This window comes from Lysinibacillus sp. BSL11 (assembly GCF_052928325.1).
Genome location: NZ_JAVGCX010000001.1, coordinates 367131 through 389259 on the forward strand (window position 1 = coordinate 367131; position 22129 = coordinate 389259).

Genomic DNA, 22129 nt, shown 5'->3' on the forward strand with positions numbered 1-22129 from the left:
ATAACATAGGTATTTTGCAAATTATTTTTTAGCTAGTTTTTTCACGATTTGAGCCGTTTTTTCTGCTGCATCTTGAATATCCTTTTCCGTTAAACCCTGCCCAAAGCTGAATCGGATGGAATTTCGTAGCTCCTCTGCACTTTGTCCAAACATTGCTACTAACACATGTGATGGATCAATCGACCCAGCGGTACATGCAGAACCACTAGATACACAGATTCCTGCCATATCAAGATTCACTAAAAATGATTCTACTTCCATGCCCTCAAAGCTAATATTTAAAACATGTGGCAATGACTGCTCTTCATCACCATTAACATGGAATGCTAGCTTTTCCTGTGAAAAAACAGCAAGCATAATTTGCTTAAAGTGATTGTATAGTGAACGCTTTTCTTCACGCAACTCATTTGCAACTTGCACGGCAGTCGCAAAAGCTATAATGGCAGGTATATTTTCAGTACCTGCACGACGTTTTTTCTCTTGTGCGCCCCCAAGAGCGTAACTTGCTAACGGTGTTCCTGCTTTTTGATAAAGGAATCCAACACCTTTTGGACCGTTGATTTTATGAGCAGATACACTTAATAAATCCACCTGTAATTCATTTACATTAATGCACTCTAAGCCATAAGCCTGAACCGCATCTGTATGGAATATAGCACTATGCTCACGCAATAACGCGCCAATTTCAGCAATTGGCTGAATCGTTCCTACTTCATTATTTCCATACATAATTGTTACTAAAATGGTATCATCACGAAGGGCTTTTTGGACATCCTCAACCGCGACACGCCCTCTTTGATCGACAGGTAAATAGGTCACCTCAAACCCATCACGTTCAAGTTTTTCACAAGTATGTAATACTGCATGATGCTCTACTTGCGTTGTAATGATGTGTTTTCCTTCATTTGCACGGGCATAGACAGTTCCTAAAATTGCCATATTATCAGCTTCTGTGCCACCACTTGTGAAAATAATTTCCCCTGCTTGCGCACCAATTGATTTCGCCAATAGCTCACGCGCATCATCTAGATATTTCCTTGCTTCTCGACCAGCTTTATGAATACTCGATGCATTGCCAAATACCTGCTGCATAGCAGTCGTCATCGCTTCTATTACTTGGCCATTCATTGGAGATGTGGCCGCATGATCGAGATAGATATATGAATTCATGTTGAAAACTCCTTTTTAAACTCTGTGACATCCGCCAGAGGCTTTCGCTTGATTCAGTTAATGCTTGTAAAATCAATACAAGTATTCTTCACCCACTATGACAGGGAGTCTTCCGTACTTGGTGGTTCATTTTAGTACAAAAACATTTGCTGAATCGAGATAAAAGCACAAAACCCACATCACTCATCGTAAAAATAGTCATTGGGATGTGAATAGTTCACAATCTCCCAATAAGATGAAGTGAATGCAGGAGTAGCGCTTTAGCTTAAACTATTTTAAATATAGAACATGTAGCCTTCCACTACATTTTCTTCTGTATATTGTGCTAAATCTTCAATTGTTGTTGTATCTAACACATTTTTTACTGCATCACGAATACGTAGCCATAATTCACGTTGCGGTGCTTCTTCATTTTCAATACCCTCTACTGGTTGAATTGGCCCTTCTAGCACACTAATAACATGGGCTGCTGAAATTTCGCTAGGTGGATTTGCTAGCATATAACCACCATAAGCACCACGTACACTTTTTACTAAGCCTGAATTACGAAGCGGAGATACTAATTGCTCTAAATATGCCTCTGAAAGTTCCTTTTCCGCCGCAATTTTACGCAAAGGAATTGGCCCTTCCCCATAATGCTTTGCTAATTCAATCATAATTGTAAGCCCATAACGGCCCTTTGTTGAAATTTTCATTTTATCACCCTCAATTAGTCTAGTCAAAATACTACCAACAGTATATCATAATCTCCTCTTGATGAACTCGGAAATACACCTAGAAGGATATGATATACTAATTAAAGCGATTCAAAATCGTTTAAAATCCATACGAGTACTTTATTTTAGCGTAAAAAAATGTATGAAGCAAAAAATGACAATGACAGAAAGGGGAAGTTATTTTGCACAATGAACCACTCGCTTTTCGAATGCGACCTTTAACCCTTGATGAAATTGTTGGTCATCAGGATTTCATTGGTCCCAACACAGCCCTTTATAAAATGATTCAAAATGAACATGTCCCTTCCATGTTGCTATATGGAGAACCTGGAATCGGTAAAACATCCATTGCCAATGCCATTGCAGGAAGTTCCAAGCTCCCTTTCTTCGCACTTAATGCCACACGAGCTGGCAAAAAAGATGTGGAAGATATTGTACAAGAAGCCAGAATTTCAGGGAAAGTAATACTTTTCTTAGATGAAATTCACCGTTTCAATAAATTACAGCAGGATACGCTGTTACCACATGTAGAAAATGGATCAATTGTATTAATTGGTGCCACGACAGAAAATCCCTATCATGATGTTAATCCAGCGATTCGTTCACGTTGTGGAGAAATTTACCAGCTAAAACGCTTAACGAAGGAAAATTTAATCGAACTAGTTGAAAAAGCACTTGCTGATGAAAGACGGGGATTAGGTAAGTATCATTTTGCCTTAACACCATCACAAATTGAACAAATTGCAGCCGCAGCAAACGGAGATGCACGAAAGGCATTAACTTTGCTAGAATCTATTTACTATGCCAGTGACGAGGTGGATGGACAAACGGTTGCTGCCGACCATGTTATTGAACATCTCATTAGTCGAATTGGGGTGTATGGCGATAAAAAAGGATCACATTTTTATAATTTACTATCAGCCCTGCAAAAGTCTGTGCGTGGTAGTGATACTAATGCTGCTCTGTATTATCTAGCACATTTATTGGAAACAGGCGATTTAGTGGCTGTCAGCAGACGCCTACTTGTTATGGCCTATGAAGATATTGGTCTAGCTAATCCCGACGTCGGACCTCATATATTAGCTGCTATTCAAGCAGCAGAGCGACTAGGGCTACCAGAGGCACGTATCCCACTTGCCAGTGCTGTCATTGAAATGTGCCTTGCCTCAAAGTCCAACTCAGCCATTGTGGCAATTGATGCTGCTATTAAGGCTATTCATGAAGGCAAAACAGGTGATATCCCTCATCATTTGCGAGATGGTCATTACGAGGGTGCAAAAGATTTAGGACACGTCGGCTATCAATATCCTCATAACACACCGATTGGTACTTTTGGTGGTTGGGTAGACCAGCAATATTTGCCAGACGAACTTGTAGGAACTGAATTCTACAAACCTGTTATTGCTGGTGAGGAAAAGCGCATGGCTGGCATCTACGACAAACTAAAATCATTTCAAGATAAGAAATAATAAAACAAAAGCAAAGTCACTATCTTAAGTAATTGCAATGACTTTGCTTTTTATATACCAACAGGATAGGCTGCTCTAGCAATCATCCTGTAAAGCTCGGGTTATTTGTCGTATATCGTTCTTGGTAAAACAAATTTAATGGTTCAGCTAAATGTCGAAGTAATGGCAAAATGGATTCTTTCACATCTCCTTCATTTGCCTTACTATGCAAAAAAACAATCAAATTATACGACTGATACAATAAGCTCGCGAACTCTTGATTGTTTTCTCTTACCTCAAAGCGAATTGCTTTTACAGCAATTGCTTGTGCAATTTTTTGTTCTCTTGTTTCACAGGAAGGCTCCTTACTTAATGCATCATCCGACACTCTGTATAACCGTTTTAATGCGCTATATACCTCTTTATTTCCACTAAATCGATCTTTTAACCATTTCAAGACAAATTGCAAAAGAATGACTGCATAGATAAGAGAAAGACATTCATCGCCTCGTGATTTTTTTGCTAAGCGCTGGAAATATTCTGCTTGTGTGACTAGTTCAAAAAGAATTAAACGTATTGGATAAAGCATGGCATGACCGCTATTAATGTACAGCTTTTCTCGGTCTCTATACATAGCCAACCAAATATCTTTGACCAATGAAATAGATTTCCTTGTTGAGAGCGCTAATTGACATTGAATAAGCTCCTGTTCAATTGTCGGTCGGATAAGCTGTAGAAATAAAAGTTCATCTTCCTCACTAACTAATAAAAGCGGCTTTTCCAAATTCGCCAAATCTATTTCTATTCCATTTACAATCATTGCTTAGCCCCCTTCCAATAAGTTCTTACAGCGTTAAGCAGAGTGAGCACATATATTACCAATTTTCTAACTATAATTCGACAAAAAAACATAAATACCTTTCAAGATAATATGCCTTTTTACTTTCTCCACAATAAAAAAGAATCCACGCTACTAAAAAAGGCAAGTAAATCACTCTCTTTCCACATCGAACATTGTAGAAAAACTGATTTAATTCCTATTAGTTACGTAGATTCTTGACGTATAGGCTATTTTCAGAAAATAGATAGTCTATTATTGTCTAAGGTCTATGCCGGAAGTTCTTGATCCACAAATAATTTAAACTGTTGAAGACATTGCTTCACTTCACCTTTTTGTGACAGCACTTCGTTGCGTATGTTTGTTGCTTTTTCTTCATCCTCTAGCACTTCAGTTAAAAGAGCCATGATATCTTCTAATAATTGCTCATTCTCTTCCTGCTCAATACTTGGTAAGGAATAGGCTGCTATTGTTAATAAATGCTCTACTTTTTCAGGTGTTTCTTGCAAAGCATTCGAAGAATAATAGGTCGATGCAGCTAAAAAGTAGCATAATTTTGCACAACAATCGATAAATAAATGCCAATACGTATTTGCTTTCGGTAATTCCCCTGCCCGCTGATTAATATATTCCTTATAATAGGTAGTGACTTGTATATATAAAGGATTCAATTCTCTCATGGCTTTCGGATAGTTGTTGGATGTATCCAAATAGTCAAATACAATGGCATTCATTTTCTCTTGAAGTTTCACAATATCTAAATGATCACGAATTACTTGAATTTCCATTTTCCCACTCTCCCATATGTCATTTGCTGTTTAGCTTCCTGGCTATTCACTGAGTAGCACCAAGCATCCCAAACAAACAGATCGATTATCTAATGGATGATTCAAATTATAGCAATAAACCATCTGAAGTAGTGTGGACATGAAAAAAATAAGACAATTTCGTGAATTAATAGCATTTTATGTACATAAGAGGAACTATTTTGGTAAAATTATACCCTTTGTACATAATCATCAAATAAGCATTGTTCGTTTGCTCGATCAATAATTTCAATAATACTTCCATGCACATATTTTTTAATGCGCTTTTGAGGTATATAAAAATAAGCATTGTTCATAATTAACCATTCACTTAATGTTAAATCACTACCTGCTTGTTGATTCGTTAAGATTTTTTTATGTCTCAGAACATCAGCCATTTTATAAAAACCATCTGACAATTCGTAGGCTGATACATCAAAATTAAAAATGGGGCTGACAACCTGTCCAACATCAAAAATATGTATAGTTTGGTTTTCTTCATCTATAGCTAACTCTACTGTGCTAATCTCGTCGAAAAGATTTAAACCTCTATACTCCATTTGATAAATTTTTTCCATTTGTATACGCCTCCTTTTTTACAACGGTCTAATTGTAACACAGAAAAAATAGCTACCTCTAAATACAATTAAGGCAGCTACTTCTACGAAAATGAACATTTATGCTGTTTTTTGACTATTACCAAAGCATCGTATTTGGTATTAACCTTGTACGCGCGTAATTTTCACATCTTTTAGGATGGTATTGACTACCCAGCTTGCTGCAATTAAACCTGCTACAGACGGTACAAAAGCGTTAGATGAAGGTGGCATCTTTGCTTTACGAATTGCTGCATCAGGCTTTCCTACATGTTCGACAACATCTGGACGTACGACAATTGGACTTTCATCTGAAAATACAACCGTAACACCCTTATGAATTCCTTCTTTACGTAGCTTAGTACGAATGATTTTAGCCAATGGGTCTGTATGTGTTTTTGAAATATCTGCAATTTGGAAGCGAGTAGGGTCCATTTTATTTGCTGCACCCATGCTTGAAATAATAGGAATATTACGCTTTAAACATTCCTTCATTATATGAATTTTATACATCACTGTATCACTTGCATCGATCACATAATCAATGCCTTGTGCAAAAAATTCTTCATAGGTTTCTTCCGTATAAAACATGTGCATGTCAATCACTTCACATGCTGGGTTAATATCTGCAATACGCTCTTTCATGACAGCTGATTTTGATTGACCAACTGTTGATAGGTATGCCACAAGTTGTCTGTTGACATTTGTGATATCTACATTGTCCTTATCGACTAGAATAATACGGCCGATTCCGCTTCGTGCACAAGCCTCAGCAGCAAATGAACCGACACCGCCCACACCAAGAATGGCAACCGTTGTATTTTTTAATTTCTCGAGACCCTCTGTTCCTATTGCGAGCTCGTTACGTGAAAATTGATGTAACATCCTGACACTCTCCATCTATGAAATTTTATTAGTAAACCTAGTTATATACTAAGATAAAATCAAAACCTATCTTACATTTTATCATGTTATTGTTCAAGATAAAAATATAAAGAAAAAATCAAAATTGTCTACTTAAATCCTTTGAGATAATAATCCATAAAAAGATTTCATCCCTTTTAGTTCTATATATGGTAAAATAGCGCTTTAAAAATTAGTTCATTAATCAGGTAAATCTTATATAACATTATGCTCGACCACATAAAGAAAAAGAGATTGATGACTCAATCTCTTTCTCACTCTTCTTTACTTTGTAAAACCAAATGATGCCCATGGTTGAATGCATGTTAATAAAAATAGTTCTTCCTCTACAATGCTAGCTACGACATTACTCGATCCCGTATTCGGAATGTCCTTTAGCACAATCTGTAGCTCTCCCTTATAACGAACATCTAAATTATTATCAATCGTGACATCTCCTCTTTTTAATGGCCGTATATCATGCACAGGAAAATCTCCATTTTTATATTTTACACGGGATTGGGTGCTCCGAATCACGTATTCAGACACATCACCTCGATTAAAATGAGGCTCTTTATAAAGAATCGTCTCCTCTAAAATGCTCGTGTCTTCAGACTGGACAACCCTTAATTCAAGCTTATTACGATTTAATTGTCCTAATGCACGTAGTTCCTCCTCAGAAGCAAACATATTGCCAATAATACAATCGTCAATTAACCCCGTATGCCATAAATCTTTCGCCTGTACAGTGATTGGGAGATGACGGTGCTCCTCTAATGTAGGTAACCCGTGCTCTGTTTGCTCCCAAGGTCCATATTGACCATGTTGTGAGGAGATCATCGCTGCCGTTCTCACATTGTGCGCTTTAAAGTGCTGTGACGTTTGTAAAAAATGCTGACGAGATAGCCCCGTAAAGCGTTTTGGATAAAAATTATGACAGCCGATAATGTTCTCTTTATTAGGCTGATAAGAGATAATATTATCTACATACTTCGTACCATTACTAATGTTTAATTCTATTTTTAGATGACTTCCATCAAGTGACATCAACGCTTCTTCTTGACCTGAAAATCCCATATCTAAACGTATAGCTGCCAAATAATAATGTTCTTTTAAATAGCCAATATCCCTATAGGTTAAGCCTAAATCATCAAAAACACCTGGTGCAATATCAGCGGATATGTCAAAGCCGAGGCGTTGCGCAAATTCGTTGATTTGTTGTAATTTTTGACGCTCCTCACCCTGTTTTAGTGACATTAGGCATGTGAATATACGATCAAAGCCATTGTCATAAGCCAGCTGAACATAGCGCTTCATCTCATCTAGCGTACTATGCTGCGGATATAGCGAGATTCCTAATCTTTTCACTTCAACCCCTCCGTTAATTGACGCTTATACTTCCACTTTTTGTCCTCTGGATTCCACTACAGATTCCTCACTCTGTGCCGCTAAAGCAGCTTTTTGCTCATTCTGCCTTGCCATACGGTTCGCCATTGAGATAAATGGCAGATAAATACAAACAGCGATGACAATTAAAACCATACTCAAAACAGCACCACGCCAAGATTGAGTTGCTAAAAAACCATTAATAATTGGCGGTGTTGTCCAAGGCGGTGAAAAGGTAGCAGCTGGCACCCAGCCCCATTTCGTTGCAAAGAATGCAATGGTTACGTTGATCATTGGTGTCAAAATGAACGGTACAAATAAAACCGGATTTAATACAATTGGTAACCCAAAAAGTAATGGCTCATTAATATTGAAAATTCCAGGTGCTGCAGATAATTTCCCAACTGTATTATATTGCTTATTCTTTCTAGCAAATATGAAAATCGCAATAATGAGTGCTATTGTCGTGCCAGAGCCTCCCATATTAATAAAAGCATCAAAGAATGGTTTATTGACAATGTAAGGCGCAACTTTACCAGCAGAGATTGCTGCAACATTTTCGTTAATAGCTGGTAAATTAATCGTTTGCATGAAGGGTTCGATGATATTTGCTCCATGTACGCCAAGTGTCCATAAAAATGTAGGTATAAATGCCAAAATTAAAGCAGCAAGCCATGTATTTGTTAGACCCATAAATGGCTCTTGAATCGCAGAGTAGAAGGACCCGACAATATCTGGTATATCAAAACCTGCTGAAATAATGGTACGTACTAAAGCAAATATTCCAATCGTAATAATGGCAGGAAGTAACGCAGCAAATGATTTGGCAACAGCTGGTGGTACACCCGTTGGCATTTTAATTAGTAGCTTAGGATTGCCAGACAATCTACAAAACAATTCTGTAGAAAGTAGTGCAACAATCAGAGCAATAAATATACCACCTGTGCCTGTTGTTAAGCCGGTTATTCCGCCTTCCCCAAAAGTCCCAAACGTTAAGTAGCTTGATAGACTAATTACTCCAGCAGATAGACTATCTTTTTGATAACTTTTAGCAAGATGATAAGCAACAGTAAAGGCAAGTAGCAGTGAAATGATATTAAATGTAGCACTCCAAATATTACCGCCGAATTGAGTCCATGTCTCATGTTTCCAAATGGCATCGAGTGTATTTTGATAAAATTTGATAGGCAAATTGTTAAAAAGTACAGCCAAAGTTCCCACAATCGTTAAAGGCATAATCGTAATAAATCCGTCACGAATGGCAACTAAATGACGCTGATTCCCTACCCTAGCAGCAACCGGTACAAACTTTTCTTCTAAAAAATGGAACACTCACATACACTCCCTTTGCTTTTTATTTATAACATCAAAATTTGATGTTACTCCCCTTTGATTCGTTCATATAGCTCAATCATTTCCTGTGCTAAATCGCGAAAAGTAATGGCATTCATTAGATGATCCTGGGCATGAATTAATAACATTGAAACCTCTACCTTTTCTCCCCTTGCTTCTTGAGACAGTAAGCCCGTTTGAGAATGATGTGCTTCAATTAATGACTCATTCGCTAATTTGATTTTTTCTTTTGCTGCCTCAATTTGCCCCTTTTTTGCTAGCTGAATAGCTTCCATACACTCACTTTTCGTATTTCCACTATGCACAATCAGTCCCATAATGGACTCCATTAATTCTGTATCTTCCATTCCCCTTTGCCCCTTCTTTCATCCCATTAGTTGTAGAGCCTGTTTCAGGACATTTTCACCGTTCATCATGCCGTAATCCGCCATATTGATCACATCGATTGGAAAACCTTTATCCTTATATTTTGTTTCAAATGATCCTTTCAAATAACGAACCTGTGGGCCTAATAAAAGAACATCAGCCTTCTTTGACGCTAATATCTTTTCCACCTCTCCTTCCGCAATGGCGTAAATATCTGCTTCAATATTTTGCTCTTGCGCTGCTTTTTGCATCTTCGACACTAATAAACTAGTACTCATACCTGCTACACACACTAACATGATGTTTTTCATTCGATACACTCCTTTTATTTTCTTCGATTGTGTAATCGCTTACTTATTTTGAGAATAGCACCTATTGGTATATACCACAATACAAATTTTACATTAATTTTATTTACATCAAGTTATTTACAAAATTGGGCTATCTCAATTTTGTCGTGAAATTAATGATTATAATCAACTGGTATAGTCCAGAAAAAAAGCCAAAATTTTTTTAAATTTTCTTATTATTCAATACCTAGAAATACTCATAAAATGCTGGCTTTTCAGTAGGGATTGCCCATTGCCACTGTTCAATAACCTTTTCTACCGTAGGTTGATTAGCATAGACAACCGTTTCTTTGACAGAAAGATAACCTACCATCATCGCAGAAAAAAGATTAATTGGTAGTGTTAGCATATGCTTATCAGAGACTGAACTTGTCTCAATTATTGAGACCTGACCATTTTTATTTATTTGATACACGTGCTCATTCCAGAGACAAAATGGATCTTTAATACGAATAGTTAATGTTTCTTGAATATCCTTCCACGGATACTGCTGCATAAATGCATAAACATCTACTACTCTAATCATCACATCCTGTATGACTTCCCTTTTGAATTGTGGTTCCTTGAAATAAAAGCCAAAAGGATAATGATTACTAGTAACACCAGTTATGCTACTGACACTTGCTGCATGAGATGTCATATAACGCCACATAGCTTGTTCAGCTAAGAGATTTGCTACAATAAAATCCTGGATAGTAAATGTCCCATCTCGAATCGTATAACGAATATAGCCTTCTATATTATTGCCTTGAAAATAGACAGCAAAGTGACTATCTGGGCTCCTTCTTTCAAGTCTTTTCCACCATGCATCATCCCTTGCCATGCCACCATGTTGAACGATTGCCTGTGCATTATGAAAATCCTTAATCATCTGAAAGAGCGCCGGATCTAACCACTCAAAGCTCATCCTTTTCATGACGTCCACTTGTTTCCCTAGAGAGGGAAACATAGTTTGAGGAATTGTATAATGAAGCTTCTCAAAAAATAATTCCCAACCAAAATAACGATAGAAGGACACAGAGAATGGTGCTAATACTGAAATCGTTTGTCCATTGTCTCGCATTTTTTGCAGCGCTTCTGTCATAAGCCTTTTGATAATACCCTGTTGTCGATACTCAGGATACGTTGCAACAAAGCCGATGCCTCCCATTTTAAATGAAACTCCATGCACTGTAATATTTAGCGGTAATATTAATAGCTGCCCTACAATTTTTTTGTCATCATAAGCACCTAAGGTTGTGCTTTGCTCAATCCAATAATGAAAGTCCTCTCGACGAGCCCCAGAGTACTTATTTGGAAAGCAATAGTCTCTCAATCGATGAATCTGCCCATAATCATTAGGCAAGACGATGTGAATGTCCATTTAACCACCTCTTAAATTCTAAATATTCAGATAATTAATTACGAGATTCTTTTACAGTGGCGTGATCACAACCACTGCACGAATCTTTTATTCCTCTTGCCATACTTCTCCTATTGCTTTAGACAACATGACTTCAGTAATAGTTTGAAATAATGTTGCTACATCTGGCCCATCTGCTGAAATTTCCACTATACTTCCTGATTTTACACCTAGTGACATTACGCCCATAATAGACTTTAAATTAACGGATCTTTCTTCGTATATTAATTTAATATCACTTTGGAATGGTGTCACTGCAGTTACGAGTAATGCAGCCGGTCTGGCATGAATACCTTCAGTAGATGTAATTTTATACATTTTCTTCATTTACATACCCCACTCTTTCACGTAAAATTAATCCGATGTTGATATTTGGCAATCATTTTCTCATTATGTGATCCATCCGAATCAACATTATTGCTGACAAAAATAGGTAACTCTATTGAGGACTTTGCTAGTGTTTCTATGATTTCACTGAACAAAGCATTTAATAGTAATGAACCAATAACAGTAGATGCTGGCGCATACTGTAGGTCATGTATAGTTAGTACACCATCGCCAATCGGTATATGGGTATTAATCACAAAATCTACCACCTCTTCTAGCCGCAGCCCACTGTGATGACGTGTAGTCTGTTCCTTATAGTGGAGCGATTGGAGGGATAGCACAAATATCCCTGAATCCTTTGCTAATAAAGCGGCGTCAATAGGTGCTGCATTTCTCCCCGAGGTTGAAATGACGATGCAAACATCATTTTCACGAAAGTCAAACTGTTCCTTATGCTGTTCAATAATAGTTGAATCTTTCTCATTGATTGAAGAAGCGAATGCCCCAGCATGTAAAGCTAATGGTTCAATAAATATAGGACGGACGGGTACTAAACCACCTGCTCGATAAAATGCCTCTTGTGCCAATAGCTGTGAATGACCACAACCAAATAATTGAATTATCCCACCTTTTTGGAGACGTTGGACAATGATTTGAGCCATATCACTTATATGTGATGCCTCCTGTTCCTTCACAACCTGGATAAGCTTTTCTATTTCAGAAAAATATGCATGCATAAAATCACCTTTTAATTTCACTTATGAATTTATAACGATCAGCTCGATACGTACTGCGTACAAGCTCAAAGGGCTTACCATCTGATAAATAACTTGTACGTTTGATAATTAAAACTGGTGCTGTATGATTAATTTGTAGAAACTTACTATCCTCTTTCGATACGATGGCTGCCTCCATCTGTTGTACCGCATTCCCAATTTTTTGATGGAACTTTGCTTCGATTAAGGCATAAAGCGAGCCCATTATTTGCTTCTCATCCAACTCCGGATAAATTTTAACTGGGATATATGTTCTTTCGATTGCCATTGGTTGCGCATCTGCATTTCTTATGCGCACTACAAAAAACACTTCTTCGCCAGACTCTATCATTAAATCTCTTGCAATATCCACTGGTGGTATGATTTTCTCAAATCGTAATACCTTACTGCTTGGTTCCATTCCTCTTGCTCGCATATCTTCCGTGAAACTCGTTAAACCTTTTAACGGTTGCTCTAATTTTGGATTTGCAACATACGTTCCTCTCCCTTTTTCTCGATATAATAGACCACTATTAACTAGATTGGTAATGGATTGACGAACAGTCATTCTACTTACATCGAATTGTGCAGAAAGCTCTCGTTCTGATGGGATGGTCTCACCAATTCTGTATTCTTCTAAATAAATCCGTTGTTTAATAATCTCTTCTATTTGTATATAAATAGGTATATGAGAATTTTTCTCTAACAATTCTTGCACCTTCCTTATCGCCTTTATGATTTCTCAATACAACTTTACCTCGTCAGATCGGTTTTTGTATTTCGCATAATTAAACAAAGCTAAATGATATCCACTAACGACAGTGTGAAAAGGACATATTGACACAGTCGCTTGAAGTGGTGCCTTTCTCACTATCATTGTAGCATCTGAGCTCAATCGTTGTACCATTATATTGTCAAATGACTAATCACCTTCTCATAATTTTGATATAAATTGCCTTCTTTTAAGTAGGCTTCTCCTTTACTGTGTTTAGTATCAGCTACAATTAAAACGCTTTAAAAATCATTTCCATAAGTGCCTCGTATTATCTGCCTAAAGGAAGAATGCGGATATAGCTTCTCAAAAAGGTATAGTTGTCTATACCAATTATATACTGCTTCATCAGAAATAAAAAGTAATCTTTCCTATTTTCTAAACATTCGCTCCAAACACTCTACGAGTTCTTGGCTACCATGTACCTGTTGATGTAAAAAAAAGGAGCTATTGATAAGCTCCTCTCAATCCTATGTATAGGACGAATCCCAATTGTGCCGTAATGCCAAGAAACATTCGTTTTGAACCCGCAATTTGCAGGTGGGTGCCCGCTTTGCAACTTTAAACGTCCCGCTTTGTTAGGGGCATGTTTGCGACTACAAAATGAAGGCTCCCGATTCTATAATGTTCGGTCAAAACTGTGAAGTAGAGTTAGCAGTTAGACAAACACATCAGGATTCGTATTACAGTTATCATAACACCACTTTTCTGATAATTCAAACGATTTTCTCTAATAATCTATAATTTCTTAAGAAAACGCAAAAAATACCTAGATTCCCAACAGTATTTGCTAGGTAATCCAGGTATTTTGAATTATACATTATTTTCTAAATGGTTTGATAGCCAGGCTTAGTTCACTTAGTTGCTCAGGAGATACTTCGCTTGGTGCTTCTGTCATCAAGCAGCTTGCACTAGCTGTTTTAGGGAATGCGATTGTATCACGTAAATTAGTACGACCTGCTAATAGCATAACGAAGCGATCAAGACCAAAGGCAAGACCTGCATGTGGTGGTACGCCGTATTCAAATGCTTCTAATAGGAAGCCAAATTGTGCTTGTGCTTCTTCCTCTGAGAAGCCAAGTAATTCAAACATTTTCTCTTGTAGGTCACGTTCGTAAATACGTAATGAACCACCACCAAGTTCATAGCCGTTTAAAACGATATCATATGCTTGTGCACGTACTGCTGCAGGGTCTGTGTCCATTAACGCTATATCTTCATCAAACGGGCGTGTGAATGGATGGTGTGCTGCATAGTAGCGTCCATCTTCCTCAGAGTATTCGAATAATGGCCAATCAGTAATCCAAAGGAAAGCAAATTGTGATTCATCGATCAGATTTAAATCTTGTCCTAATTTTGTACGAAGAGCGCCTAAAGAAGCTGCTACAACAGCGGCTTTATCTGCTACAAATACTAGAATATCGCCAACTTCTGCTCCCATACGCTCGATTAAGGCTGCTGCTAATGCCTCATCAAAGAATTTCGCAATTGGTCCATTTAAGCCTTCTTCTGTTACCTTTAACCAGGCAAGACCTTTTGCTCCGTATATCCCAACGAATTTTGTTAACTCGTCCATGTCTTTACGAGAATATTTGTCAGCTGCACCTTTAATATTGATACTTTTCACTTGTTTTCCTTGTGCAACCGTATCAGCAAATACTTTGAAATTACAGCCTTCAAAAATATCATTTAACGCCACTAGCTCTAATCCAAAACGTACATCTGGCTTATCTGAACCATAACGATCCATTGCTTCTTGGTATTTCATGCGCTGGAAAGGTGCAGGAATGTCGATGCCTTTTACTTCTTTCATAACCTCTTGAATTAAGCGCTCGTTCATTTCTAATACTTCTTCTTGTGTTAAGAAGCTCGTTTCAATGTCCACCTGTGTAAACTCTGGTTGACGGTCAGCACGTAAATCTTCGTCACGGAAGCAACGCGCAATTTGGAAGTACTTTTCAAAACCAGCAACCATTAATAATTGCTTAAATAATTGAGGTGATTGTGGTAATGCATAAAATTCACCTTCATGTACACGTGAAGGGACTAAATAGTCTCGAGCGCCCTCTGGCGTAGATTTTGTTAAAATTGGCGTTTCAACTTCTAAGAATCCTTCATTTTGTAGGAAGTTACGAATTGTACGTGTCACATCAGAACGCATTTTGAAAGTATCGAACATTACAGGACGACGTAAGTCTAGATAACGATATTTTAAACGTAAATCTTCTGATACATCTGTACGATCTTCGATTTGGAATGGCGTTGTTTTTGCCGTATTAATCACGACTAATTTTGTTGCTTCCACTTCAATTTTACCGTTTGGTACATTCGGGTTGATTTGATCCTCTGTACGAAGGATGACTGTGCCTTCCACTTCGATCACATACTCACTACGCACTTTATCCGCTAATGCGTGTGCTTCTGCAACATCTGGACTAAACACAACTTGCGTAATACCTGTACGGTCACGCAAATCAATAAAAATTAAACCACCAAGGTCTCGACGACGCTGTACCCAACCTTTTAATACGACTTTTTCGCCTTGTAACGCTTCTGAAAGCTCGTTACTAGCATGTGTTCTTGTAGCCATTGTTAAATTCCTCCAAAATATCTTCAATTTATGTAGCATTTCACTAGGAATGCCCTCTATCTGTTTTTAAGCTTTTTGTGTTAAATAGTTCACCAGCTCTGAGAACGCCACTTTGTGCTGCTCCCCAGATTCCATATGTTTTACAGCCGCTGCTTGCTCTTCAAGTTCCGTTTCACCAAGAACAAGCGTATATTTTGCACCTAATCGATCCGCAGATTTCATTTGAGCTTTCATTTTACGGTCTAAATAATCCATCTCTGTCGCAAGTCCCTTCGCTCGGAAAGTGCTTGTCAGCTCAACAGCCTTTTGCTTCGCTTCATCGCCCATTGCAATAATGTAAACATCTAGCCCTGAAGCTGTGTCTAATTCAACACCCTCCGCTTCAAGTGCCAGCAACAAACGCTCAATACTTAATGCAAAACCTATACCTGGTACATCTGGACCGCCAATTTCTTGTACTAGTCCATTGTAGCGGCCACCACCACATAATGTTGTAATAGCCCCAAAGCCTGATGCTGTGGACATGATTTCAAAAGTTGTGTGATTATAATAATCAAGTCCTCGTACAAGATTTGGATCGACCTCATATGAAATACCCAATGTATCTAAGTACGATTTCACCTGAGCGAAATAAGCAGCCGATTCTTCTGTTAAGAAATCAGTTAACGCTGGAGCCGTTTGCATTAATGGATGTTCACGATCTACCTTACAATCTAAAATTCGCAATGGATTCTTTTGTAAACGATTTTGACAGTCTGAGCAAAATTCATGAATATGTGGCTCAAAATGCTGTAATAAAGCAGTACGATGTGTATCACGTGTTTCTTTGTCGCCAAGTGAATTAATCACTAATTTTAAATCCTTTAAGCCCGCTGATTCGTAGACGTCCATAGCAAGAGCAATAACTTCTGCATCAATCGCAGGATCTGCTGAACCAATTGCTTCTACTCCAAATTGTACAAATTGACGATAACGACCAGCCTGTTGACGCTCATAGCGGAACATTGGTCCTAAGTAAGAAAGCTTAACTGGCTGATCAGGAGCACCAAACATTTTATGCTCCACATAGGCACGTACGACACCAGCCGTATTCTCTGGACGTAGTGTTAATGAACGCCCTCCACGATCTTCAAATGTATACATTTCCTTTTGTACAACATCAGTTGTTTCCCCAACACCACGTGCAAATAGGTCCGTTTGCTCGAAAATTGGTGTACGAATTTCGTTATAGCGATAAACACGACAAATATCACGAATAATCGCTTCAACTTTTTGCCATTTTTCAGATTGACCTGGCAAAATATCTTGTGTCCCTCTTGGCACTTTAAAACTCATGTAATTCCCTCCTATATTGATTGCTTATGATAGAGCAGCTGTAGTCCCACTTTGAGCGAATGCATGCTTTGGTTGAGCAAATTTTTGTCCTGTTGGAGTGGGTTATAGCCTTTGACGAGCGCTTTTCATACTAATTGGAGCGCCTTCCCCTCTTTTATGAGCAAAAACAACAATCCCTCTAAAAAACTCATTACTGTTTTGAACAACAAAAAAGCCCTCATCCCTTGCAATAGCAAGGGACGAGAGCTGTATAAGCTTCCGCGGTTCCACCCTAGTTGACACAAATAATTACATGTGTCCTCCTCTTAATCGGATAACGGCCGATTCCGTTTTTTCCTACTAGGCACTGCTTTTCAGAAAAAAGCCTCTCAAGTGTTATTCACGTGATACATTTTTGTAGGAAAGATTGCAGCCTAAGTCTTTCCCTCTCTTTTCCAATAGTGGTATACGCTACTTGCTTGGTCATAAGCGATTAATCATTTTTCGATTACCCTTTATGTTAGTCACTAGCCAAAGCAATGTCAACTATTTTTGTATTTTTCATCAGTCTATGTTGAAAATAACTAATTCTGTTACCATTTTACCACGAATTTTATGATAAAAGCATGGTAAAATAGCACAAGGAATAGGAGGAATCTGATGAGGACAAAAATTTTACATAGTATAATCATCTTTGTACTAATGGTAACGATGGCGATGCCAAATAAGAACTTTGTTCAAAGAGCTTCCGCTGACACCAGTGATCTAAAAGTCGCTGGAACGATTCTTCATTTGCGAGAGGGTCCTGGATTGTCTTATCCCATTATTACGACTTTAGAAGAAGGTGACCCTTTAACCTCAATCGGTCGAGAAGGTGATTGGTATCAAGTCAAAGCAGGTAATTACGAGGGATGGGTTGCCTCTTGGCTGACAGCACCTACGAATGCTAAACAAGCGATCGACAAAACCGTCATTTCACAAGTGGACCGTTTAAATATTCGAACAGAACCAGATATCTCTTCAGCTGTTCTTGGTCAACTTTCTACTGGTAACCAAGCAAACCTCGTTGAAGAAAATGGAGAATGGGCAAAAATCGATTGGAATGGACTAACAGGATGGGTGTCGAAGGATTATGTCACGATCAACGATAACCCTAAAAAAGAAACGGAACCCAAAGAAAATGCTGTAGAAGTAACTACTACAACCACGGCACCCGCTAACAAAGATACAACCTTCACCATTTTAGTGGACACCCTTAATGTTCGTAAGAAGCCAGATTTGAACGCTAAAAAAATCGGCACAGTAACAAAAGGACAAGCCTTTAAAGTACTCGCACATGAGCATAATTGGGTACAAATTCAGTACAATGATAAAAAAGTAGGTTGGGTCTATAGTTTTTACGGTACATTCTCTAATAAAGTAAAAAGTACCTCAAAAACATCAACTTCCAAAGAGTTAGAGTCTGTTACGATTATCTATAATGGGACAAACCTACGAACGGATGCCTCAACAGCTGCAGAAGTAGTTGAACGTGTAGATGCTGGTGTAAATTACCCAATTGTAGGCGTTAAAAATGATTTTTATGAAATACAACTAGACGACGAAAAAACAGCTTTTGTCGCGAACTGGGTAGTCACAACAAGTTCCAATAAAGCGACAAGTCCACAGAAAGAAAAGGAAGAGCCTCGTAAAAAAGGTACTTTAACTGGATTAAAGATAGTTGTTGATGCTGGTCACGGTGGAAATGACCATGGCACAACTGGTCAACGAGGTACAGAGGAAAAGGGCATTACTTTAAAAACGGCCACTCTGCTTGCTTCCAAGTTAAGTGCTGCTGGCGCAAACGTTGTCATGACGAGAGAATCGGATGAATATGTGGCATTGCGTAAGCGTGTATCGATTGCCCATCAATATGAGGCAGATGCCTTTATTAGCCTTCATTACGATGCGACAGATGATAGCTCCATTAACGGCTTCACATCTTACTATATGAATAACAATCAAAAAGGGCTTGCTGAAGCAATTCATGATGGTCTTTCCAGTAAACTAGATTTAAGAGACCGTGGTACACAACAAGGGAATTATTTAGTATTACGAGAGAATCGTCAAAAGGCTGTCCTTATTGAGTTAGGCTTTTTAAGTAATTCCAGTGAGGAGCGCGTCATTACAACAGCTAAATTCCGTGAACAAGCGACTCTTGGTATTTATCAGGGAATTCTCAACTACTTTAATGAACAAGATGACTAAGCAAAAAAGCTGCGGATGATAACATCCACAGCTTTTTTCATATTTAAGATATTCCTAATGCTACCGCAGCAATTAGCGCCAGACAGGCGATCAATGCCCACCCAAGAATCATCTTCCAGATAAACTTAATCCACTTTTCATATGGGATACCTGCAACAGCTAAATACGCCATTAATGCAGAGGAAGTAGGAATAATAGAGTTCGTTAAGGAATCCCCATATTGGAAGGCTAAAACAGCCACTTGTCGCTCTAATCCTAATAAATCAGTGATTGGAATCATAATCGGCATTGTGGCAGCTGCCTGTCCACTACCAGATGAAATAAATAAATTCAAAAGAGCTTGGATAACTAACATGCCGATTGCACTGATAGCATGTGGCAAATGTCCAATTGTTTCTGATGCTGCATAAACGATTGTATCAATAATTTTCCCCTGCTCTAAAACAACCGTAATAGCACGGGCAAAACCTACAATTAAAGCACCAAATGTTACAGCCTTGGCTCCCTCAATAAAGGAATCAAAAATAGTAGCAGGTTTTAAACCACCAATTAATCCTGCAACTAACCCCATAATTAAAAAGGATGCAGTTAGCTGCGTTAAGAACCAGCCCCAATTAAAGACACCATAAATATTAAAGCCTATTCCACAAGCCATGACAATAAATACAAATTTATGCTTTCCCGTTAATGCAGGAATGTCAATCGCAGAAACATTGGATTTAGCTTTTTGCTCAATATCGTAAATAACACTTGCCTGTGGGTTCTTTTTCACCTTAAAAGCATAGCGAGAGACATAGTAAATAGCAAAACCTAATACAAAAACATAGACAACAGCACGGAAGCCAATACCTGAGAATAATGGCACATCAGCTAATGATTGCGCAACACCTACCGTAAAGGGATTAAGCATTCCTCCAAAAAATCCACTGGCGGCACCAAGTGTAATCATGGCTGTTCCTGTTACAGCATCAAAGCCCATCGCACGTGCAATGGCCACACCAATTGGTACGAAAATAATAGTTTCTTCCGCCATCCCCATTGTAAAACCACCAACAGAGAATAAAATCATCGATAAAGGAATCAGTAATTTCTCTCTGCCCTCTAAAGCTTTTACTCCTTTATAAACACCAGCCTCAATAGCACCTGTAGAACGAATAATACCAAATACACCACTGACTAAAAAAATGTAGAAAATAATTTGAGCCCCTTTTTCGAGGCCCATTGGAACCGCTGTGAACATTTCAAAAAAGGAAACTGGTTCACTCTCAATATGATGATAGCTTCCATCTACAACGAGCATTCGCCCTTCTTCATCCTCTACACGTTCAAACTCACCCGCTGGTATGATATAGCTTGCAATACCTGCTAAAAAAATAATAGCAAAAATAATCGTATATGTATGAGGTACTTTCAACCAGCTTTTCTTCTTTACCCTCTGTTCATTTTCCATTAAATCACGCTCCTTTTTCTGATTTAGACATTAGCAGTACATTGTCGCTATTTGTCGCTAATTGAAAATAAATATACATGAGTTTAAATTTATTGTAAAGTATTAATTTTCTATTATTTCAGAAAGTACACGCTGCCTTTCTTTATTAAACCTCTTATTCTTCTCCTATAAACACGGACACATACTCAAATAATAATGGGCATTTCCAACGTTATTTTTTGTTTTCCAAAATAATAATTTCATCTTATAGTTTCTTATTAAGGCATGAGCAATATGCGGCGGTGTTAAATGATAAAGTTGTATGGATTGTCCTTAGATGCTTTTTATTCATGAACTTCATATAGCTCCCCCATTATTAGTGGGATAATCTAAGATGAAAGACATCAAAGTTAGTAAGTAGAATTGAAAATCGAGGTTAACTATCCATAAGGAATCAAATGGACTTTCTTACATATCGTTTATATTTTTTTAAAAAAATAATATTCAAAAAGTAGCAACTGTTTTAATAGTTTTTATCTCCTCGAAATAAATTTGCTATTCAGGTATTTTTTATTGCACTTAATAAAAAAGAACCTTCTATCATTTATTATGATTTGAAGGTTCATACTTTCTCATTTTTTTGTAGTTTCCAATGTAACCCATACAACTTCCTCCATCCGAATGAAGAAAGGCGTACGATTTATCTCAAGAACCATATGGTCAGGTAGTATGGATAATAAAATACCTTGTTGAATATTTTTTTCTGTTTGCACAACTACTGCCTGACCAATCATCATGTTAAGAGTTTCGTATAAATATGGATTTGTTATACTTCTCGTCTGCGTCATGTTTAAGACACTCCTTCCTATAAAACTAACCATACTCTTTAGTATATGAAGGAATTATAGGAAATGTTCCATTATTTTGACTCTAGAAGAATTGTGACTGGACCATCATTAATTAGTGCTACATCCATCATGGCACCAAAAATACCTGTTTCCACATGTAAGCCATACTCGCGTAAAGCTTGATTAAAAGCCTCCCACAGTGGCTCAGCTGCTTCTGGTCTAGCTGCATTGATAAAACTTGGACGATTCCCTTTTTTTGCATCCCCATACAATGTAAATTGTGAGACGGATAAAATAGCGCCCCCATGCTCTAAGATCGAATGATTCATTTTTCCATCTTCATCTTCCCAGAGACGTAAATTGGCTACTTTTTTTGCTAAATAGGCAACATCCTCTTGTGTGTCTTCATGTGTGATTCCCACTAAAAGAACATAGCCATGATCAATTGCTCCTGTAACAGTTCCGTCCACTGTTACAGAGGCAGCTTTACTGCGCTGTAATACTACTTTCATG

21 protein-coding genes, 1 other RNA gene and 1 other annotated feature are annotated in these 22129 nt (G+C 37.9%); of the genes, 2 read left to right on the plus strand and 20 right to left on the minus strand.

The annotated features are described in order from the left end of the window. Positions 1-21: 21 nt before the first annotated feature. Together RCJ95_RS01870 and cymR are read right to left on the minus strand one after the other, a co-directional pair. Positions 22-1170: a cysteine desulfurase family protein gene (locus RCJ95_RS01870; RefSeq protein WP_221679971.1), complete on the minus strand. Its 1149-nt coding sequence runs from the start codon at positions 1168-1170 to the stop codon at positions 22-24. Between the two features lie 275 nt (positions 1171-1445). Beyond that, entirely contained in the window at positions 1446-1865 is a 420-nt protein-coding gene (gene cymR / locus RCJ95_RS01875; protein WP_004226809.1) for a cysteine metabolism transcriptional regulator CymR, read from the minus strand. A 203-nt stretch (positions 1866-2068) separates the two neighbouring features. Between cymR and RCJ95_RS01880 the strand changes: the two genes are divergently transcribed. Continuing rightward, on the plus strand, positions 2069-3355 hold the full coding sequence (locus RCJ95_RS01880; protein ID WP_257520239.1) for a replication-associated recombination protein A: 1287 nt from the start codon (positions 2069-2071) through the stop codon (positions 3353-3355). Between the two features lie 82 nt (positions 3356-3437). On the opposite strand, the gene RCJ95_RS01885 is transcribed toward RCJ95_RS01880, so the two are convergent. From RCJ95_RS01885 to hisS, 15 genes are all read right to left on the minus strand, one after another. Beyond that, positions 3438-4154: a hypothetical protein gene (locus RCJ95_RS01885; RefSeq protein ID WP_221679968.1), complete on the minus strand. Its 717-nt coding sequence runs from the start codon at positions 4152-4154 to the stop codon at positions 3438-3440. A 287-nt stretch (positions 4155-4441) separates the two neighbouring features. Further along, positions 4442-4960: a hypothetical protein gene (locus tag RCJ95_RS01890; RefSeq protein WP_221679967.1), complete on the minus strand. Its 519-nt coding sequence runs from the start codon at positions 4958-4960 to the stop codon at positions 4442-4444. Positions 4961-5169: 209 nt separating this feature from the next. Next, positions 5170-5556, minus strand: a complete 387-nt coding sequence (locus tag RCJ95_RS01895; protein ID WP_257520241.1) for a hypothetical protein — start codon at positions 5554-5556, stop codon at positions 5170-5172. Between the two features lie 141 nt (positions 5557-5697). Further along, complete coding sequence (locus tag RCJ95_RS01900) at positions 5698-6459, minus strand: tRNA threonylcarbamoyladenosine dehydratase (protein ID WP_048392126.1); 762 nt, start codon at positions 6457-6459, stop codon at positions 5698-5700. 303 nt (positions 6460-6762) lie between these two features. Further along, positions 6763-7845 (minus strand): DUF871 domain-containing protein, encoded by a 1083-nt coding sequence (locus RCJ95_RS01905; protein WP_446721830.1) that lies wholly within the window; start codon positions 7843-7845, stop codon positions 6763-6765. Between the two features lie 24 nt (positions 7846-7869). After that, entirely contained in the window at positions 7870-9195 is a 1326-nt protein-coding gene (locus tag RCJ95_RS01910; protein ID WP_446721831.1) for a PTS sugar transporter subunit IIC, read from the minus strand. A gap of 47 nt (positions 9196-9242) precedes the next feature. Then, positions 9243-9563 carry a PTS lactose/cellobiose transporter subunit IIA gene (locus RCJ95_RS01915; RefSeq protein ID WP_221679959.1) on the minus strand — a complete coding sequence of 107 codons (321 nt, stop codon included), beginning with the start codon at positions 9561-9563 and terminating at the stop codon, positions 9243-9245. Between the two features lie 18 nt (positions 9564-9581). Next, entirely contained in the window at positions 9582-9893 is a 312-nt protein-coding gene (locus RCJ95_RS01920; RefSeq protein WP_320939883.1) for a PTS sugar transporter subunit IIB, read from the minus strand. A gap of 226 nt (positions 9894-10119) precedes the next feature. After that, positions 10120-11295, minus strand: coding sequence for a GNAT family N-acetyltransferase (locus RCJ95_RS01925; RefSeq protein ID WP_369353998.1), 1176 nt, complete (start codon positions 11293-11295; stop codon positions 10120-10122). An 87-nt stretch (positions 11296-11382) separates the two neighbouring features. Further along, positions 11383-11661 (minus strand): HPr family phosphocarrier protein, encoded by a 279-nt coding sequence (locus RCJ95_RS01930; RefSeq protein WP_221679953.1) that lies wholly within the window; start codon positions 11659-11661, stop codon positions 11383-11385. 17 nt (positions 11662-11678) lie between these two features. After that, positions 11679-12398 (minus strand): sugar isomerase domain-containing protein, encoded by a 720-nt coding sequence (locus RCJ95_RS01935; protein ID WP_221679952.1) that lies wholly within the window; start codon positions 12396-12398, stop codon positions 11679-11681. 4 nt (positions 12399-12402) lie between these two features. Continuing rightward, the gene (locus tag RCJ95_RS01940) at positions 12403-13125 is read right to left on the minus strand and encodes a GntR family transcriptional regulator (RefSeq protein ID WP_221679950.1); all 723 of its coding nucleotides are present in this window, start codon (positions 13123-13125) and stop codon (positions 12403-12405) included. A 544-nt stretch (positions 13126-13669) separates the two neighbouring features. Then, positions 13670-13869, minus strand: a non-coding RNA gene (ssrS, locus tag RCJ95_RS01945) — 6S RNA. A 139-nt stretch (positions 13870-14008) separates the two neighbouring features. Then, the gene (gene aspS / locus RCJ95_RS01950; protein WP_257520245.1) at positions 14009-15778 is read right to left on the minus strand and encodes an aspartate--tRNA ligase; all 1770 of its coding nucleotides are present in this window, start codon (positions 15776-15778) and stop codon (positions 14009-14011) included. 66 nt (positions 15779-15844) lie between these two features. Further along, on the minus strand, positions 15845-17113 hold the full coding sequence (hisS, locus tag RCJ95_RS01955) for a histidine--tRNA ligase (RefSeq protein ID WP_054550047.1): 1269 nt from the start codon (positions 17111-17113) through the stop codon (positions 15845-15847). A gap of 232 nt (positions 17114-17345) precedes the next feature. Then, positions 17346-17588, minus strand: a binding site (T-box leader). Positions 17589-17752: 164 nt separating this feature from the next. Between hisS and RCJ95_RS01960 the strand changes: the two genes are divergently transcribed. Continuing rightward, positions 17753-19339 carry an SH3 domain-containing protein gene (locus RCJ95_RS01960; protein WP_257520246.1) on the plus strand — a complete coding sequence of 529 codons (1587 nt, stop codon included), beginning with the start codon at positions 17753-17755 and terminating at the stop codon, positions 19337-19339. A 43-nt stretch (positions 19340-19382) separates the two neighbouring features. Here the strand turns inward: RCJ95_RS01960 and RCJ95_RS01965 are convergent, their stop codons facing one another. The 3 genes from RCJ95_RS01965 to dtd form a co-directional block, all read right to left on the minus strand. Beyond that, positions 19383-20789, minus strand: coding sequence for a YfcC family protein (locus RCJ95_RS01965; protein WP_446721832.1), 1407 nt, complete (start codon positions 20787-20789; stop codon positions 19383-19385). A 611-nt stretch (positions 20790-21400) separates the two neighbouring features. Further along, positions 21401-21616, minus strand: coding sequence for a DUF2642 domain-containing protein (locus RCJ95_RS01970; protein ID WP_446721833.1), 216 nt, complete (start codon positions 21614-21616; stop codon positions 21401-21403). Positions 21617-21687: 71 nt separating this feature from the next. Next, positions 21688-22128 carry a D-aminoacyl-tRNA deacylase gene (gene dtd / locus RCJ95_RS01975; RefSeq protein ID WP_221679941.1) on the minus strand — a complete coding sequence of 147 codons (441 nt, stop codon included), beginning with the start codon at positions 22126-22128 and terminating at the stop codon, positions 21688-21690. Between the last annotated feature and the right edge of the window lies 1 nt (position 22129).

What these genes read in the sequence shown, in the direction of transcription:
- RCJ95_RS01870 (WP_221679971.1), bottom strand. Translation starts at nt 1,170, where the DNA reads ATGAATTCATATATCTATCTCGATCATGCGGCCACATCTCCAATGAAT.
- cymR (WP_004226809.1), bottom strand. Translation starts at nt 1,865, where the DNA reads ATGAAAATTTCAACAAAGGGCCGTTATGGGCTTACAATTATGATTGAA.
- RCJ95_RS01885 (WP_221679968.1), bottom strand. Translation starts at nt 4,154, where the DNA reads ATGATTGTAAATGGAATAGAAATAGATTTGGCGAATTTGGAAAAGCCG.
- RCJ95_RS01890 (WP_221679967.1), bottom strand. Translation starts at nt 4,960, where the DNA reads ATGGAAATTCAAGTAATTCGTGATCATTTAGATATTGTGAAACTTCAA.
- RCJ95_RS01895 (WP_257520241.1), bottom strand. Translation starts at nt 5,556, where the DNA reads ATGGAAAAAATTTATCAAATGGAGTATAGAGGTTTAAATCTTTTCGAC.
- RCJ95_RS01900 (WP_048392126.1), bottom strand. Translation starts at nt 6,459, where the DNA reads ATGTTACATCAATTTTCACGTAACGAGCTCGCAATAGGAACAGAGGGT.
- RCJ95_RS01915 (WP_221679959.1), bottom strand. Translation starts at nt 9,563, where the DNA reads ATGGAAGATACAGAATTAATGGAGTCCATTATGGGACTGATTGTGCAT.
- RCJ95_RS01920 (WP_320939883.1), bottom strand. Translation starts at nt 9,893, where the DNA reads ATGAAAAACATCATGTTAGTGTGTGTAGCAGGTATGAGTACTAGTTTA.
- RCJ95_RS01925 (WP_369353998.1), bottom strand. Translation starts at nt 11,295, where the DNA reads ATGGACATTCACATCGTCTTGCCTAATGATTATGGGCAGATTCATCGA.
- RCJ95_RS01930 (WP_221679953.1), bottom strand. Translation starts at nt 11,661, where the DNA reads ATGAAGAAAATGTATAAAATTACATCTACTGAAGGTATTCATGCCAGA.
- RCJ95_RS01935 (WP_221679952.1), bottom strand. Translation starts at nt 12,398, where the DNA reads ATGCATGCATATTTTTCTGAAATAGAAAAGCTTATCCAGGTTGTGAAG.
- aspS (WP_257520245.1), bottom strand. Translation starts at nt 15,778, where the DNA reads ATGGCTACAAGAACACATGCTAGTAACGAGCTTTCAGAAGCGTTACAA.
- hisS (WP_054550047.1), bottom strand. Translation starts at nt 17,113, where the DNA reads ATGAGTTTTAAAGTGCCAAGAGGGACACAAGATATTTTGCCAGGTCAA.
- RCJ95_RS01960 (WP_257520246.1), top strand. Translation starts at nt 17,753, where the DNA reads ATGAGGACAAAAATTTTACATAGTATAATCATCTTTGTACTAATGGTA.
- RCJ95_RS01965 (WP_446721832.1), bottom strand. Translation starts at nt 20,789, where the DNA reads ATGGAAAATGAACAGAGGGTAAAGAAGAAAAGCTGGTTGAAAGTACCT.
- RCJ95_RS01970 (WP_446721833.1), bottom strand. Translation starts at nt 21,616, where the DNA reads ATGACGCAGACGAGAAGTATAACAAATCCATATTTATACGAAACTCTT.
- dtd (WP_221679941.1), bottom strand. Translation starts at nt 22,128, where the DNA reads ATGAAAGTAGTATTACAGCGCAGTAAAGCTGCCTCTGTAACAGTGGAC.